The organism is Pseudomonas extremaustralis (assembly GCF_900102035.1).
Taxonomy (GTDB): Bacteria; Pseudomonadota; Gammaproteobacteria; order Pseudomonadales; family Pseudomonadaceae; genus Aquipseudomonas; species Aquipseudomonas extremaustralis.
This window is the reverse complement of record NZ_LT629689.1, coordinates 6,097,320-6,113,219: the sequence shown is the minus strand read 5'-3', so window position 1 is coordinate 6,113,219 and position 15,900 is coordinate 6,097,320. Positions and strand designations below refer to the sequence as shown.

Annotated in this window: 16 protein-coding genes and 1 pseudogene; 8 read left to right on the top strand and 9 right to left on the bottom strand. The window is 60.9% G+C overall.

The annotated features are described in order from the left end of the window. Positions 1-80: 80 nt before the first annotated feature. The 4 genes from BLR63_RS28130 to BLR63_RS28115 all read right to left on the bottom strand — a co-directional run bounded on the left by BLR63_RS28130 (position 81) and on the right by BLR63_RS28115 (position 4,056). Positions 81-1,526, bottom strand: a complete 1,446-nt coding sequence (locus BLR63_RS28130) for a SulP family inorganic anion transporter (RefSeq protein WP_010566217.1) — start codon at positions 1,524-1,526, stop codon at positions 81-83. A gap of 130 nt (positions 1,527-1,656) precedes the next feature. Beyond that, a complete protein-coding gene (locus BLR63_RS28125) occupies positions 1,657-2,553 on the bottom strand; it encodes a LysR family transcriptional regulator (protein ID WP_010566216.1) in 897 nt (298 codons plus the stop codon). A gap of 30 nt (positions 2,554-2,583) precedes the next feature. Further along, entirely contained in the window at positions 2,584-3,174 is a 591-nt protein-coding gene (locus tag BLR63_RS28120; RefSeq protein WP_010566215.1) for an NAD(P)H-dependent oxidoreductase, read from the bottom strand. Positions 3,175-3,291: 117 nt separating this feature from the next. Beyond that, positions 3,292-4,056 (bottom strand): sulfite exporter TauE/SafE family protein, encoded by a 765-nt coding sequence (locus tag BLR63_RS28115; RefSeq protein ID WP_010566214.1) that lies wholly within the window; start codon positions 4,054-4,056, stop codon positions 3,292-3,294. A 182-nt stretch (positions 4,057-4,238) separates the two neighbouring features. On the opposite strand from BLR63_RS28115, the gene BLR63_RS28110 reads away from it, so the two are divergent. After that, complete coding sequence (locus BLR63_RS28110) at positions 4,239-5,123, top strand: LysR family transcriptional regulator (protein WP_010566213.1); 885 nt, start codon at positions 4,239-4,241, stop codon at positions 5,121-5,123. 108 nt (positions 5,124-5,231) lie between these two features. Here BLR63_RS28110 and catA read toward each other — a convergent pair whose 3' ends face one another. From catA to BLR63_RS28095, 3 genes are read right to left on the bottom strand one after another with little or no spacing between them, the layout of a single operon-like run. Further along, positions 5,232-6,161 carry a catechol 1,2-dioxygenase gene (gene catA, locus BLR63_RS28105; RefSeq protein WP_010566212.1) on the bottom strand — a complete coding sequence of 310 codons (930 nt, stop codon included), beginning with the start codon at positions 6,159-6,161 and terminating at the stop codon, positions 5,232-5,234. Between the two features lie 41 nt (positions 6,162-6,202). Further along, positions 6,203-6,493: a muconolactone Delta-isomerase gene (catC, locus tag BLR63_RS28100; RefSeq protein WP_010566211.1), complete on the bottom strand. Its 291-nt coding sequence runs from the start codon at positions 6,491-6,493 to the stop codon at positions 6,203-6,205. 12 nt (positions 6,494-6,505) lie between these two features. Then, complete coding sequence (locus BLR63_RS28095) at positions 6,506-7,633, bottom strand: muconate cycloisomerase family protein (protein WP_010566210.1); 1,128 nt, start codon at positions 7,631-7,633, stop codon at positions 6,506-6,508. A gap of 114 nt (positions 7,634-7,747) precedes the next feature. Here BLR63_RS28095 and BLR63_RS28090 point away from each other — a divergent pair, with 114 nt between their 5' ends. From BLR63_RS28090 to BLR63_RS28080, 3 genes are all read left to right on the top strand, one after another. Continuing rightward, positions 7,748-8,623, top strand: a complete 876-nt coding sequence (locus BLR63_RS28090; protein WP_010566209.1) for a LysR family transcriptional regulator — start codon at positions 7,748-7,750, stop codon at positions 8,621-8,623. A gap of 172 nt (positions 8,624-8,795) precedes the next feature. Next, complete coding sequence (locus BLR63_RS28085; protein ID WP_010566208.1) at positions 8,796-10,196, top strand: amino acid permease; 1,401 nt, start codon at positions 8,796-8,798, stop codon at positions 10,194-10,196. A 113-nt stretch (positions 10,197-10,309) separates the two neighbouring features. Further along, positions 10,310-10,654: a cupin domain-containing protein gene (locus tag BLR63_RS28080; RefSeq protein WP_010566207.1), complete on the top strand. Its 345-nt coding sequence runs from the start codon at positions 10,310-10,312 to the stop codon at positions 10,652-10,654. A gap of 53 nt (positions 10,655-10,707) precedes the next feature. On the opposite strand, the gene mmsB is transcribed toward BLR63_RS28080, so the two are convergent. Both mmsB and BLR63_RS28070 read right to left on the bottom strand, forming a co-directional pair. After that, entirely contained in the window at positions 10,708-11,595 is an 888-nt protein-coding gene (gene mmsB, locus BLR63_RS28075; RefSeq protein ID WP_010566206.1) for a 3-hydroxyisobutyrate dehydrogenase, read from the bottom strand. Between the two features lie 14 nt (positions 11,596-11,609). After that, positions 11,610-13,127: a CoA-acylating methylmalonate-semialdehyde dehydrogenase gene (locus BLR63_RS28070; protein WP_010566205.1), complete on the bottom strand. Its 1,518-nt coding sequence runs from the start codon at positions 13,125-13,127 to the stop codon at positions 11,610-11,612. Between the two features lie 131 nt (positions 13,128-13,258). On the opposite strand from BLR63_RS28070, the gene BLR63_RS28065 reads away from it, so the two are divergent. From BLR63_RS28065 to BLR63_RS28050, 4 genes and pseudogenes are all read left to right on the top strand, one after another. After that, complete coding sequence (locus BLR63_RS28065) at positions 13,259-14,206, top strand: LysR family transcriptional regulator (RefSeq protein ID WP_010566204.1); 948 nt, start codon at positions 13,259-13,261, stop codon at positions 14,204-14,206. Between the two features lie 274 nt (positions 14,207-14,480). Then, a complete protein-coding gene (locus BLR63_RS28060; RefSeq protein WP_010566203.1) occupies positions 14,481-14,858 on the top strand; it encodes a hypothetical protein in 378 nt (125 codons plus the stop codon). A 14-nt stretch (positions 14,859-14,872) separates the two neighbouring features. Continuing rightward, complete coding sequence (locus BLR63_RS28055) at positions 14,873-15,241, top strand: hypothetical protein (RefSeq protein ID WP_010566202.1); 369 nt, start codon at positions 14,873-14,875, stop codon at positions 15,239-15,241. A 491-nt stretch (positions 15,242-15,732) separates the two neighbouring features. Next, positions 15,733-15,867, top strand: a pseudogene (locus tag BLR63_RS28050) (LysR family transcriptional regulator); the annotation flags it as partial. Positions 15,868-15,900: the final 33 nt, after the last annotated feature.

Sequence of the window (15,900 nt, the reverse complement as noted above, 5' to 3'; positions counted from 1 at the left end):
AGGGCGCCGCAGAGTGTCAGGTTCCCCTCGCTATCGTTGACGATTTTCGCGAGCAAGCTCACTCCTACAAGGGGTTGCGGTCAGTCGTGATGGGCCTTGGCGCGCTTGAGCAGTTGCTTGCAGCGCTCGGACAAATGCAGCACCCGCAGGTGCTTGCCAGCCTTGCTATAGCGCTCGCGCAGGGTCATCAGCGCGGCGATCGCCGAATAGTCGACAAAGCTCAGGTGACGGCAATCGAGGGTCACTTCGGGCGGATCGTTGGCCGGATCGAACTGGTTCAAAAACGGCGTGGTCGAGGCGAAGAACAAAGTGCCGTGCAGGCAGTAAAGCTTGCTGCCATCGGCTTGCAGATGCGCATCGGCGTACAGCTCGCGCGCCTGTTGCCAGGCGAAGTTCAGCGCCGCGATCACGATCCCGCACAGCACCGCCGTGGCCAGGTCGGTGAAGACCGTGATCACCGTCACCGCAATGATCACCAGCACATCATTGAGCGGCACCTTGTTGATCACCCGCAGCGACGCCCAGGCAAAGGTCTGCTGGGACACCACGAACATCACCCCCACCAGCGCCGCCAGCGGAATCCGCTCGATCAGCGGCGACAGAAACAGAATGAACAACAGGATCATCACCCCGGCGAACACCCCGGAAAGACGCCCGCGCCCGCCGGAACTGAGGTTGATCACGGTCTGCCCGATCATCGCGCAACCGCCCATGCCACCGAACAGACCCGAGACCATATTCGCCGCGCCCAGGGCCACGCTTTCGCGGTCGGGGTAGCCACGGGTCTCAGTGATTTCGTCGGTGAGGTTCAGGGTCAGCAAGGTTTCCAGCAGGCCGACCATGGCCATCAGGAAGGCATAGGGCGCGATGATGCCCAGGGTTTCCAGGGTCCAGGGGATCTGCGGCAGCGCAAAGCTTGGCAGGCCACCGGCGATGTGGGCCATGTCGCCCAGGGTGCGGGTCGGCAGGCCGAGCAGATACACCGCCAGGCCCACGCCGAGGATCGCCACGAGGGCGGGCGGCACGGCGCGGGTAATGCGCGGCAGCAGGTAGACGATGGCCATGGTCACCAGCACCAGGCCGGTCATCACATACAGCGACGTGCCGCTGAGCCAGGTGTCACCGTTTTTGAAATGCTCCAACTGCGCCAGGGCGATGATGATCGCCAGGCCGTTGACGAACCCCAGCATCACCGGGTGCGGCACCATGCGCACCAGCTTGCCCAGGCGCAACAGGCCGAACGCGACCATGATCAAACCGCCCAGCAACACCGTGGCCAGCAGGTACTCCACGCCGTGCTGCACCACCAGCGCGACAATCACCACCGCCATCGACCCCGCTGCACCGGACACCATCCCCGGCCGCCCGCCGAACAGCGCCGTGAGGGTGCAGATGATAAAGGCGCCGTAGAGCCCCATCAGCGGATTGAGGTGCGCCACCAGGGCAAAGGCGATGCATTCGGGCAGCAAGGCGAAAGACGTGGTGAGGCCGGCCAGGGCGTCGGCGCGAAGACGGGTGAGGTTCATGAGGTACCAGGGCATTGCGGGGGATAAGGTGGGGAATGGTACGGAATTGGAAAGAGGGGAGCCAGATCTTAAACACCCGCCACAATAAACCGGATGCCAGATCCCCCGGCTTTTACGCAGCGGTCACGCATCAGCACGCATACCGCGCCAGCTTGGCTTGAATGAAGTCCAGGAAGCACTGGATGCGCAGCGCCAATTGCGAGTTGCGGTAGAACACCGCATGGATCGGCTGGCGGTAGCCCGTGTTGAACGCTTCCAACACCGGCACCAGGCGCCCGGTGTTGATGTCGTCGATGGTCATGAAGTTCGACAGGCAGCAAATACCCTGCCCCTCCAGTGCCAGCTGGCGCAAGGTTTCGCCACTGGACGCGGCAATGCCGGGCTCGATCAGCCAGCGGTCGCCTTCCACATGGCGCAGCGGCCAGTGGTTGAGGGTTTCGGTCTGGCTGAACCCGAGCAAGGTGTGCTCGGCCAGCTCGGCGACGCTGGTCGGTGTGCCGTGGCGCTGGAGGTAAGCGGGGCTGGCGAGGATATGCAGCGGCGTGCAGCCGAGAGAACGCGCATGCAGGGTGGAGTCCGCCAGGGCACCGATGCGGATGGCAATATCGGTACTCTGCTCCAGCAGATCGATGATCAGGTCATCGCTGTTCAGCTCCAGCTGGATATCCGGGTAGAGCCTGCGAAACTCGGCGATGTACGGCACGATCCCATGCAACATGAACGGCACGGCCGCGTTGATGCGCAGGCGCCCGGCCGGTTTTTGCTGGCGCGACGACAGGTGCTCTTCCAGCTCATCCATCTGCGCCAGGATCAGCTTGGAGCGCTCGAAGAAATACTTGCCCTCCTCGGTCAAATCCATGCGTCGCGTGGTGCGGTTGATCAGCGTGGTGTCGAGCTTGGCCTCCAGGCGCGACAAAGTGCGGCTGACCGCCGACGGGGTCTGCCCGACCTGCTCCGCCGCCGCCGAAATCGAGCCGCACTCAATCACGCTGACAAAGATCTGTAGCTCATCGGATCGGGCTTTCACGGGCTGTCCTCGTTCTCGGTTCAGCGCAGCTTACACCGAGAGGTTGAACACCTGCGCCAGATGCTGCTCGTAGCGCGCCACGTCGGCCTCGATGGCCGGGCGCTTCATCACGTCCACACACAGGAAGGTCGGCAAGGCAGTCATGCCGAGGAACTGATTGGCCTTGTGGAACGGGAAATACACCGCGTCAACGCCTTTGGCTTCAAAGAAATCCGTAGGGTCGTCGAAGGCTTGCTGCGGTGCGTTCCAAGTCAGCGACAGCATGTACTGCTTGCCCTGGATCAGGCCGCCGCTGCCGTACTTCTGCGACGCGTCGGAGCGGGTGCGGCCATCGCTGGCGTACAGGCTGCCATGGCCTTCGGTGAACACTTCGTCGATGTACTTCTTGACGATCCACGGCGTGCCCATCCACCAGCCGGGCATCTGGTAGATGATCACATCGGCCCAGAGGAATTTGGCCACTTCTTCGGCCACGTCGTAGCCTGCGTCGATGTGCGTGACTTTGACGTCGATTCCGCCACGGTCCAGCAGGGCCAAGGCAGCGTCATGCAAAGTAGTGTTGTAGCGGCCGTCGGAGTGGGCGAATTTCTTGGCGCCGTTGAGCAGAAGCACTTTTTTCATGGGAGTCATCCAGAAGGTTGAAAAGATCTGGAGGCAGACTACCGACTTGGATCAGTGGGAATAAGCCGCAGGGCGGCAAAATACATTTGACCTGTACGCACGAATAGACCGCGATTGTTAACCACCTATCAGCAGGTGGCCACCCAACAACGCCATGCCGATGAAAAATACCCGCTTGAATAACACCGCGCTGATGCGTCGGCGCACCACCTGGCCCAGCCACATCCCCAACAGTGCGGGCACCAGCGCCAGCAACGAGGCACTGACTTCGCCACCGCCGAGGGTGCCACGCCAGGCCAACCCGGCGGCCAGGGCCAGGGTCGACACGCTGAACGACAACCCCAGGGCCTGCACCAACTGATCGCGCGTCAAACCCAGGGCCTGCAGATACGGCACCGCAGGAATCACAAACACGCCGGTGGCCGAGGTGATGACCCCGGTGATTACGCCACACAGCGGGCCCAGCCAGCGCTCGGTTCGAGGCTTGACGTTAAAGCTGGGCAGCAACAGGCCGCTCAACGCATAAAGCAGCAACGCGCCGCCCAGCGCATGCACCACCCACTGGCCGCCGTCCATGCCCAGCCATAACGTGCCCAGCCCGGTGCCGAGGAAGATCAACAGCAGCATCGGCCACAGACGTCTGAGCAAACCGCGCAAATGGCCGCCGAACGCCAATTGCCAGAGGTTGGTGACCGTCGACGGAATGATCAGCAACGCCGCAGCCTGCGCCGGCAACATAGCCAGGCCGAGCATGCCCATGGCCACCGTCGGCAAGCCAAGGCCGATCACGCCTTTGACGGTGCCGGCCAGCAGGAAGGTGCCGATCACCAGCAGGGTCAAGGCAGGGCCGAGGTTTTGGTAGAACGCGAGGAAGGTATTCATGGGGCGATTCTGGCGCTTTCGGAGGGACTCGAAAATGCGCCATATACTGAGGCAGACTCTTGTTTTGCGTGAGGCTTAGGGCCTCATCGCGAGCAAGCTCGCTCCTACAAAATCCACCCAGGCCCCTGCAGGAGCGAGCTTGCTCGCGATAGCGCCAGTCCAGCCAAAGGAACTCTCCAGCCATGCACTTTGACCTGATCGACCTGCGCCTCTATCTGCACGTCCTCGACACCGGCAACATCACCGCCGGCGCGGCGCGCAGCCATTTATCCCTGGCCGCCGCCAGCGCGCGCATCCGCGCGATGGAGGCCGCGCTGGGGGTTGAATGCCTCGAACGCGGTCGGCGTGGCGTCACCCCTACACCTGCGGGCAAGGCCCTGGCCCGGCATGCGCGCCTGATGTTGCAACAAGCCGAGCACCTGCAACAGGACCTGGCCGAATACGCCAACGGCGTCAAAGGCCAGGTACGCCTGTTGTGCAACACCACCGCCCTCAGCGAATACCTGCCGGAACTGCTGGCGGATTTTCTGCGCGAGCACCCCAACCTCGACATCGACCTGCAGGAATTGCCCAGCCTGCGCATCACCCAGGCCTTGCGCCAGGGCACGGCAGAGCTGGGGATCATCTCCGACGCAGTGGACACCCACGGCTTACAGACCCTGCCCTTTCGCGACGACCCGCTGGTGCTGATCATGCCGCTGGACCATCCCCTGGCGACCGGCACCGTGAGCTTTATCGACAGCCTGCAACACGACTACGTCAGCCTGGCCGCCCACAGCGCGCTGGCGGTGTACCTGGACGAACAGGCGCTGCACGCGGGCTTTCGCTTGCAGACGCGCATTCGTGCCGAAGGTTTTGACGGGGTGATGCGCATGGTCGCCCGGGGCGCGGGCCTGGGCATCGTGCCCCAGGCGGCACTGGACCGCTGGCCATCGGCGGCGCAGGTCAAGGCCCAACCCTTGCGCGAGGACTGGGCCTGCCGGCACCTGCTGTTGTGCGCACGCGCGTTCGAGCCATTGCCGGCGTATACCACAGCCTTGCTCTCCGCCCTCACCGCCCCAGTGTAGGAGCGCGCTTGCTCGCGAAAATCGTCAACGATAGCGCGGGTCATCTGGTTTAACGCGGCGCTCTCGAGTTTTTCGCGAGCTTGCGCCCACATTTTTCGACCGCGCCGATCAATCCTCCAGCGCGCGCACCCGTTGCATGCGCTTTTGCTCTACTGGCGCTGCGGCAGACTGCAACTCAAAGTCGAAATCAATCTGCGCGAACCGCCCTTGTACACCCCACTCCTGCGCCAGCGCCTGGTCGTCACTGAAACGAATCTCGGCGATCAATTCATCCCGCGTCGCGTAGGCAAAATCATCATGCAAGTACGGGTCACCCGACAGGTTGATCTGAGTGGTGAGGTGACGATACCCCGGCGCCGAAATAAAGAAGTGGATATGCGCCGGCCGCTGCCCATGGCGTCCCAGTTGATTGAGCAACTGTTGGGTCGGCCCCGTTGGCGGGCAGCCATAGCCCGACGGCACGATGCTGCGAAAACGGTAGTTGCCCTGGGCATCGGTCTCGATACGCCGGCGCAGGTTGAATTCCGATTGCGTGTTATCAAACCAGGAATAAGTCCCGCCGGTATTGGCCTGCCAAACATCGACGATCGCCCCTGCCAACGGTTTGCCATCTGTGTCGCGCACCTGCCCACGCATGAACAGCGGCACACCAGGGTCCTGGCCATCATCCAGCCGTGCCTCGTATTTCGACAGCGGCGCACCGGCCACATACAGCGGGCCTTCGATGGTGCGTGGCGTGCCGCCGGTTTTACCGGCTTGCTCGTCGGCGGCGTCCATCAGCATGTCCAGGTAATGCTCCAGGCCGAGCCCGGCAGCGAGCAGACCGGCTTCCTGGTGTTTACCCAACTCGTTGAGATAGTTGATTGCCGCCCAGAACTCTTCCGGGGTCACATCCAGGTCTTCGATGATGTTCACCGTGTCTCGCAGGACCCGGTAAATCAGTGCCTTGGTGCGCGGGTTGCCGTCGTCGTTAAGGTTACCGCTGGCTTCTTCGAGAAACCGTTGGGCATGGGCAGTCTGGGACAGTCGGATGGACATGGCGCAATCCTCATTTTGTATTTATTAGGGACGGAACAGGTTTAGCGGTCATCCTCATGGACCGACGAAGGGTGCCGACACAAGGCATTCACTTCGATGGCCATGTAGGGGTAAAGCGGTAGTTGCATCAGTAGGTCGTGCAGTTCCTGCACGCTGTCGACATCAAACACGCTGTAGTTGGCATAGAGCCCAGCGATGCGCCACAGGTGGCGCCATTTGCCCTGCTGTTGCAGCCGTTGCGCCAAAGCCTTCTCATCGGCCTTGAGGGCGGCTGCGCGTTCGGGATTCATGTCGACGGGCAGGTTCACGGTCATTTTTACGTGGAACAACATAGCAGGCGCCTCCTAGTGCTTGTCGCGACGGAAGAACGCCAGGCGCTCTTCATCAATGGTCAGGCCCAGACCCGGTAAGGGAGAGACATGCAGTTGGAAGTCGCGGTACAGCGGCTGCTCGGTGAGGATGTCTTCGGTGAGCAACAGTGGACCGAACAGTTCGGTGCCCCACGCCAGCTTATTCAGCGTCAGGAACGCATGGGCCGACGCCAGGGTGCCGATGCCGCCTTCGAGCATGGTGCCCCCGTACAGGCCAATGCCAGCCGCCTCGGCAATCGCGGCGGTGCGCAATACCGCACGCGGCCCGCCGTTCTTGGCGATCTTGAGGGCGAATACCGAGGCTGCCCCTTCGCGGGCCAGGTTGAAGGCGTCTTCGACACATTCGATGGATTCATCGGCCATGATTGGCGCCGGGCTCGACAGGTTGAGCCGGGCCATGCCGCCACGGTTGTTGCGCGAGATGGGTTGTTCGATGAGGTCGATCCCGTTGTCTCCCAGCACCTTGCAGGCGCGCAGGGCCACGGCCTCGTCCCAGGCCTGGTTGACGTCGACGCGCACACTGGCGCGATCGCCCAGGGCCTTCTTGATCGCGATCACATGGGCCAGGTCATGGCTGACATCCCGCGCACCGATCTTCAATTTGAAGATACGGTGGCGGCGCAGGTCGAGCATCTTCTCAGCCTCGCTGATGTCCTGTTCGGTGTTGCCGCTGGCCAGGGTCCAGGCCACCGGCAAGGCATCGCGCACACGGCCGCCTAGCAGTTCGCTGACCGGCAGGTTCAAGCGTTTGCCGAGGGCGTCGAGCAGGGCGCTTTCAATGCCAGACTTGGCAAAGGTATTGCCGCGAATGCTGCGCTCCAGGCGCAACATGGCCGCGTTGATATTGCTCGCGTCTTGGCCGATCAGCAGCGGAGCGAAGTGGCGGTCGATATTGACCTTGATGCTGTCAGGGCTTTCGTTGCCATAACTCAGGCCACCGATGGTGGTGGCTTCACCGACGCCTTCGATACCGTCGGCGCACCGCAAGCGGATGATCACCAGGGTCTGGTTCTGCATCGTATGCATGGCCAGCTTGTGCGGGCGGATGGTGGGGAGATCGACGATGACGGTGTCGATCGACTCGATGGCGCAAATCGGCATAACAATACCCGCTGGGTTCTTTATAGATTTACATCGATTTTGGACCGTATTTTCCCTGGCTTCCAATATAGAATTGGTCTCAAACAATACCCTACAGGTATGAAAGGAGCCGCCATGGAACTGCGTCATCTGCGTTACTTCCAGGTGCTGGGAGAGACCCTCAACTTCACCCGCGCCGCCGAACACCTGCACATCGCCCAGCCCCCATTGAGCCGGCAGATCCAGCAATTGGAGGACGAGCTGGGCGTGACGCTGCTGGAGCGCGGCCGCCCGTTACGGCTGACCGAGGCCGGTCGCTTTTTCTATGAACACGCCAATGTGCTGTTGGAGCAACTGGGCAAGGTCTGCGACACCACCCGGCGTATCGGCCAGGGCGAGAAGACCTGGCTGGGCATCGGCTTTGCGCCCTCGACCCTTTATGGTGTGCTGCCGGAGTTGATCCGGCGGCTGCGCACCCATGAGGCGCTGGAGCTGGAGTTGGGCCTGTCGGAGATGACCACTTTGCAGCAGGTCGAAGCGCTTAAGGCCGGGCGCATCGATGTCGGTTTCGGTCGGATTCGCATCGATGACCCGGCCATCGTCCAGCGCGTGCTGGTGGAGGATCGGCTGGTGGCAGTGCTGCCCAGTGGCCACCCATTGCTCGACGCGCCCGCCACCCTCGCGCAACTGGCCGCCGAGCCGTTTGTGCTCTACCCCGGCAACCCGCGCCCCAGCTATGCCGACCATGTGATCGCGCTGTTCGACACCCACGGCCTGAGCCTCAAGGTGGCGCAGTGGACCAACGAATTGCAGACCGCTATCGGCCTGGTCGGGGCTGGCATGGGGGTGACGCTGGTGCCGGCCTCGGTGCAGGTGCTGCACCGCGCGGATATCGGCTACACGCCGATTGTGGAAGCTACCGCGACCTCGCCAATCATTCTCAGCCGGCGGGTGAACGACCAATCGCCGGGGCTCAGTCATTGCCTGCAGTTGGTTGAAGAGCTGCTCTGAATGGTCCGGAGGCAAGATTCCCCCTCGGCAATACCTGGCAGATCAGGCACTTGATGTGCGTTCAGCTGTATTACGAAGAGTTCACGCAGAGTAATATCTGCGCCCTCAGCACTTCTGAGGGGCGGATGCGGCGCGCAATCCCCCCCGAGAAAACAAGTAGAAGGTAACGTTAATGGCGGATGACATGGTTAACCCGGCAGGTCTCAAGCGTGGCCTGAAAAACCGGCATATTCAGCTGATTGCCTTGGGTGGGGCGATCGGTACGGGGCTGTTCCTCGGCTCGGCCGGCGTGCTCAAGTCGGCGGGGCCGTCGATGATCCTCGGCTACGCGATTGCCGGTTTCATCGCGTTCCTGATGATGCGCCAGCTCGGCGAGATGATCGTCGAAGAACCCGTGGCCGGCTCCTTCAGCCACTTCGCCCACAAATACTGGGGCAGCTACGCGGGTTTCCTCTCCGGCTGGAACTACTGGGTGCTCTACGTGCTGGTGGGCATGGCCGAACTGACGGCCGTGGGCAAATACATCCAGTTCTGGTGGCCAGAGATCCCGACCTGGGTCAGCGCGCTGGTGTTCTTTATCGCCGTGAACCTGATCAACACCCTGAACGTGAAGTTCTTCGGTGAGACCGAGTTCTGGTTCGCGATCATCAAGGTGGTGGCGATTGTCGGCATGATCGTGCTCGGCTGCTACCTGCTGTTCAGCGGCGCCGGCGGCCCGCAAGCGTCGATCAGCAACCTGTGGAGCCACGGCGGGTTCTTCCCCAACGGCGGCATGGGGCTGTTGATGTCCATGGCGTTCATCATGTTCTCCTTCGGTGGCCTTGAGTTGGTGGGTATCACCGCGGCCGAAGCCGCCGAGCCACGCAAAGTGATCCCGAAGGCGATCAACCAAGTGGTGTATCGCATCCTGATTTTCTACGTGGGTGCGCTGACCGTGCTGCTGTCGCTGTACCCGTGGGATCAACTGCTGCAAACCCTCGGCGCCTCGGGCGACGCCTACAGCGGCAGCCCGTTCGTGCAGATCTTCTCGCTGATCGGTAACGACACCGCCGCGCACATCCTCAACTTCGTGGTGCTGACCGCAGCGCTGTCGGTGTACAACAGCGGCGTGTACTGCAACAGCCGCATGCTGTTCGGCCTGGCCGAGCAAGGCGACGCACCCAAAGCGCTGATGAAACTCAACAAGCAGGGCGTGCCGCTGCGGGCCCTGGGGATTTCGGCGCTGGTGACGCTGCTGTGCGTGGTGGTCAACTACGTCGCGCCGAAGAGTGCCCTGGAGCTGCTGTTTGCACTGGTGGTCGCCTCGCTGATGATCAACTGGGCGCTGATCAGCATCACCCACCTCAAGTTCCGCAAGGCCATGGGCGAGCAAGGCGTGGTGCCGTCGTTCAAGACCTTCTGGTTCCCGTTCAGCAACTACCTGTGCCTGGCGTTCATGCTGATGATCATCAGCGTGATGCTGGCGATTCCGGGGATTCGCAATTCGGTGTTTGCGATGCCGGTCTGGGTGGGGGTGATCTACATCGCCTACCGTTTTCGCGTCAGCAAGTCGAAAGCGGTAAGCCCCGTGTAGGAGATGACCAGCAGTGCACTGCGCTTCTGGGCATCCCAGTGTCGAGTTCAGACCATTGATGCTGCTTGCGAGGCTATAGGGTTCGACTCTCGTTCACTTGCCTCGGAGTCATCATGTCCAAGCCCATCACCGTACTGCGCGACACCCATCCCCTGCCGGTCCTGGATGCCTGCAAATGGGAAAAGCTCGAAGGCGACCCGCACACCGTCAACCTCAACGCCTACACCAGCGAAGACGGCAGCAAGATCATGGGCACCTGGATCTGCACACCCGGCAAGTGGTACGTGGAATACGTGAAGTGGGAATACTGCCATTTCCAGGAAGGCTACTGCGTGATCACCCCGGAAGGCCTGGAGCCGATCCATTTGCGCGCGGGGGATATCTTCGTGGTGGAGCCGGGGATGAAGGGGACGTGGGAAGTGGTCGAGACAGTGCGTAAGTATTTTGTGTTTGCCTGAGTCGCAAAGATGAATCGTGGCGAGGGAACAAGCTCCCTCGCCACAGGCGATGTTTATTTGGGCTTGCGGTAGCTGTTGATGATCGCCGAGAAGTCCTTACCCCCTTCCCCGCGCTGGCTCATCGATTGATACAACTGCTGGGCTACAGCGCCGAGGATCACCGGCTGCTTCGCTTGGCGAGCGGCTTCGGTGGCCAGCCCCAGATCCTTGAGCATCAGGTCGGCACCGAAGCCACCGGTGTACCCTCGGGAAGACGGCGCGGTTTCGATCACGCCCGGCCACGGGTTGTACGTGTCGGAACTCCAGCAACGCCCGGTAGAGCTGTTGATGATCCCGGCCAGCACCTGGGTGTCGATACCCAGCGCATCGCCCAGGGCCATGGCTTCACTGACGCCGACCATGCTGATGCCGAGCAACAGGTTGTTGCAGATCTTGGCGATCTGCCCCGTGCCGACGTCACCGCAGTGCACAATGTTGCGACCCATCTGCGCCAGCACCGGTTGCAGGGTGGCGAACAGTTGCGCCGTGGCGCCGACCATAAAGGTCAGCGTCCCGGCTTGCGCGCCGCCAGTGCCGCCGGAGACCGGTGCATCGGCGACGGCCACACCTTGCTTGGCCGCCGCAGCCGCGACATCGCGGATGGTCTGCGGGTCGATGGTGCTGCAATCCACCGCTGGCACGCCTTGGCCGATCCCGGCCAAAACGCCGTCTTCCCCCAGCCAGACGCTGCGCACATGGGCGGCGGCCGGCAGCATGGTAATCACCAGCTCGGCGCCAGTGGCCGCGTCACGCGGCGAGTCGCTGATATGGCCGCCCAGTTCGGCCAGCTCCTTGAGCACAGTCTGGTTCAGGTCGAACAGGTTCAGCCCATGGCCGGCCTTGATCAGGTTGCGGGCCATGGGTGCGCCCATGTTGCCCAAGCCGATAAATGCAATTTTCATGGTCGTCTCCCGAATCAGCGCAGGTTGATGGTGGTGTTCACGCCATCGTTGACCGTGTCGTCATCGAACCAGCGGCTGGTCACGGTTTTGGTCTGGGTGTAGAACTGCACCACTTGCTTGCCATACGGGCCAAGGTCGCCGAGCTTGGAACCGCGCGAACCGGTGAAGCTGAAGAACGGCACCGGCACTGGGATCGGGATGTTGATGCCGACCTGGCCCACATCGATTTCGCTCTGGAACTTACGCGCCGCCGCCCCGCTCTGGGTGAACAGGCCGGTGCCGTTGCCGAACGGGTTGGCGTTGACCAGCGCGATCGCCTCATCGAGGGTGTCGACTTCCAGCACCACCAGCACCGGGCCGAAGATTTCCTGGGTATAAATCTGCATATCGGTGGTCACGCCCGAGAACAGGGTCGGGCCGACAAAGTTACCTTGCTCGAAGCCCGGCACCTGGATGTCACGCCCGTCCAGCTCGAGCTTGGCGCCCTCTTTCACGCCGCTTTCGATCAGTTCCAAGATGCGTGCCTTGGCGCGCTTGGAAATCACCGGGCCCACATCCGTACCGGCTTCGCTGCCGGCATTGACCTTGAGCTTCTGCGCCAGCGCCTTCAGATCCGGCAGCCATTGCTTGGATGCGCCCACCAGCACCACCACCGACGTGGCCATGCAACGCTGGCCCGCCGCGCCGAAACCGGCACCGACCAGGGCATTGAGGGTGTGTTCGCGATTGGCATCCGGCAGCACCACCGCATGGTTCTTGGCGCCCATCATCGACTGCACGCGCTTGCCGTGTTTGCCGGCCAAGTCATACACGTGAGTGCCCACGGCAGTCGAGCCGACAAAGGACACCGCCTTGATGTCTTTATGGGTGCACAGCGCGTCCACCACGTCCTTGCCGCCATGTACCACGTTGAGCACGCCGGCCGGCACACCGGCTTCCAGCGCCAGCTCCACCAGCAGCATGGTCGACAGCGGGTCCTGCTCGGACGGCTTGAGGACGAACGTGTTCCCGCAGGCAATCGCCATCGGGAACATCCACAGCGGAATCATCGCCGGGAAGTTGAACGGGGTAATCCCGGCGCACACGCCGATGGGTTGGCGCAGGGTGTAGGTGTCGACACCACCGGCAACGTTTTCAGCGAATTCACCCATTTGCAGGGTGCCGATGGAACAGGCGTGCTCCACCACTTCCAGGCCACGGAAAATATCGCCCTCGGCATCGGCAATCGTCTTCCCTTGCTCGGCGCTGAGGACCACGGCGATGCGCTTGGAATGTTCACGAATCAGGGCTTGCAGCTTGAGCATGATGCGCATGCGTGCGCCGATGGGCGTCAGCTTCCAGGTCTGGAAGGCGCGATGGGCGGCATCGATGGCGGCGTTGACTTCATCGGCCGTGGCAAACGGGACTTTGGCCAGCACTTGCTGGGTGGCCGGGTTGACGATGTCTTGCCAGTGGGTGGTCTTTGACTCGACCCATTCACCGTTGATCAGCAACTTGACCTGTTGCACGGAAATATCGGCAGATGCGTTCATGTGGTCTCCAATTCTTATTTATATGCAGAGAACCAAGGCGTTGAATCGCCTTGAAGATGAGGCGTTCGGACTGTTTTTGGAGTATAGATGTGCAAATCTCCAATAAGAACGCACATAAAAGCCGGTCCAATATGCAAAAAAACATCACATCGCTGGGTTCCCTGAACTGGGACGACCTGAAGTTTTTCCTCGAAGTGGCCCGCACTCGCAAGGCCAGCGTCGCCGCCAAGCGCCTGGCGGTGGACTACACCACGGTGTCACGACGCATCAGCTCACTGGAAGTCTCGCTCGGCACCTTGCTGTTCGAAAAATCCCGGACCAACGGCTTCGTCCTCACCCCCGAGGGCCAGCGCCTGCTGGGCTACGCCGAATCCATCGAAAGCACCTTGCACATGGCTTGCGAGCAAGTCTCCGGCTCCGGCGTGGCGCTGTCCGGCCACGTGCGCATGGGCTGCACCGAAGGCTTCGGTAGCTTCTTCGTCACCCCGCAACTGAGCCATTTCGTCGACACCTACCCGGCGATCTCGGTCGACATCCTGCCCCTGCCCCACTTCATCAGCCTGTCCAAGCGCGAAGCCGACATCGTCATCGCCCTGGAACGCCCGGAACACGGGCCGTATGTGTGCTGCAAACTGTGCGACTACAAACTGCAGCTATACGCGACCCAGGACTACCTCGACCAACACCCGCCCATCCACCGCCCGGCGGACTTGGCCGAGCATCCCTTCATCAGCTATGTGGACGACCTGGCCTTCAGCTCGGAGTTGCTCTACCTGGCCAACGTCGTACCCGGCGCCAGCGCCAGCCTGCGCAGCACCAGCGTGATCGCGCAATACGTAGCGGCGCAGCAAGGGCGCTCGATGGCGATCCTGCCGTGCTTTTTGGCGGCGCAGGACCCACGGTTGTTGCCGGTGCTGGGCGAGCAGATTGAGATTACGCGGCAGTTTTGGATGTATTGCCGGGAGGATCTGCGCAAGCTCAAGCGGATTACCTTGTTGTGGGATTACATTCGCGAGGTCACGGAGCTGAACCGCCCGTTTTTGTTGGGCGAGACGCAGGTCCTACTGTTTGCAGACTGAGTGTCTACAGGGCGTAAGGGGATCTCATCGTAACGGGGTCGGCAGGCGCTTGGCAACGATTTGTGACAGGGTTGATACGCGAGTTATGACACCTCGAAGCCGACTTTCAGAGACGCGTAGGGGCACGATTAGGGTCCCATGCGGGCACCCGACAAGACTCAGCAGCGAGGGTGGCACGGGGGATCTGCACGGGAATGAATCCATGAGGTAATACCTCGGAAATTTCTGTCAGATTTCCATTGTTTAGGAGGATGAACGCCCGAAGCGGCTGTAAATGATCAACTCCATAAAATCTACGCTAACATCCCAGCCTTTCATGACAACCCAAGAGAGCGCAATGGGCGAGCGACTACGCATACGTTTGATGTTTGAGTGGGGTGGCGGTGCATTGTGGTGTGGGAACGAGGCTACCCTTGCTCGACTTTCAGTAGGCCCCGTTGAAGACAAGCTACCACTCAGCACAACAACCCGCGCGCGCCTCAGCGAAATGACAGGCTGGCACGACACCGCGTTGAATTGGGATTACCCACCAGATCCCGGTCCTTGGGAGGCCAGTGAGTACAAACGGTTTGATGATGCCGCCAACTCTTTGCTCGCCGTAATCCAGAAAGAGCTTGGAGCTGAATTTGAAGTCATCTACGAAAAACTTTGAATGAGACTTCAATCATGCCTTCACGCCTAACGTCCGGTCACCCAGCAATCCAAAATGCATTGGATGCTCTTAGCCAAGACAACAAAACGAAGGTGACCACTCGGGTCGTCTTATGGATTGCAAGTGAGACAGGACTGAACTCGCCAACTATTCAAGACGCCCTATTAAAAGGAGATTGGAATTCACTCAACGACCTCTGCTCCGAAATGGATGAGCAGTATTTAGAGCTTCTTGATCGCGGGGATAATCAGCACCAGTCCTTCTTTTGCAAAGCTCGCGCTTACAGTGCGGCAGCATGCTTAGCTCGTGGCGACCTGGATGAAGCGATATATGAGTCCATTTTTGCGACCCAGAAAGCGCTTGTGATAGATGACTTTCTGTAGGGTGTCCTTTGTGGGGATGGGAGTCATGGTCGCAAGACCGTTCCCAACTCGTAAAGCATCTCAATGAGGAATCTCGGAGTGGTCAGGTGCCGTGGAGTGGTCCTTATTGAAGGGGATGGCTATTGCCAATAATCCCTCTCCTCAATGAGCGACCCATATCAAGTGTTCTCGTAGCTCATGCCATGTCGCCTCAGGCTTATCCAGATGAAACGCCCTGATGGTCTCTGCGAGGTGTTGTGAAGCTTGCATAGCAACCTTTCTGTCAGTGGTCTTGAGTGAAACAGACACAGTGCGGGTAAGGCTGCCAGTTTCGCGAAGGCGCAGATAGTAAATGCCGTTGCGCCTGTAGTGGTAGGGCTTTGCGAGCCTCGTGGTCGGCCTGAGTGGTAGGGTAATTTTTGTTACACGACTTGTGACAGGTGAAGCGTTCGAGGCGGCGTTCATGGCCATAGGGTCCCGTATTCATTGGCTGGACCCTTACGCCCTTGTAGTTCTGGATGTATTGCCGGGAGGACTTGCGCAAGTTGAAGCGGATTACGTTGTTGTGGGACTACATCCGCGAAGTGACGGAGCAGAATCGGGGGTTGTTGATGGGGGAGACGCGGGAGATGCGGTTTGCGGATTAAAGGGCCATCAACGACGATTCCCTTTAAATTGCA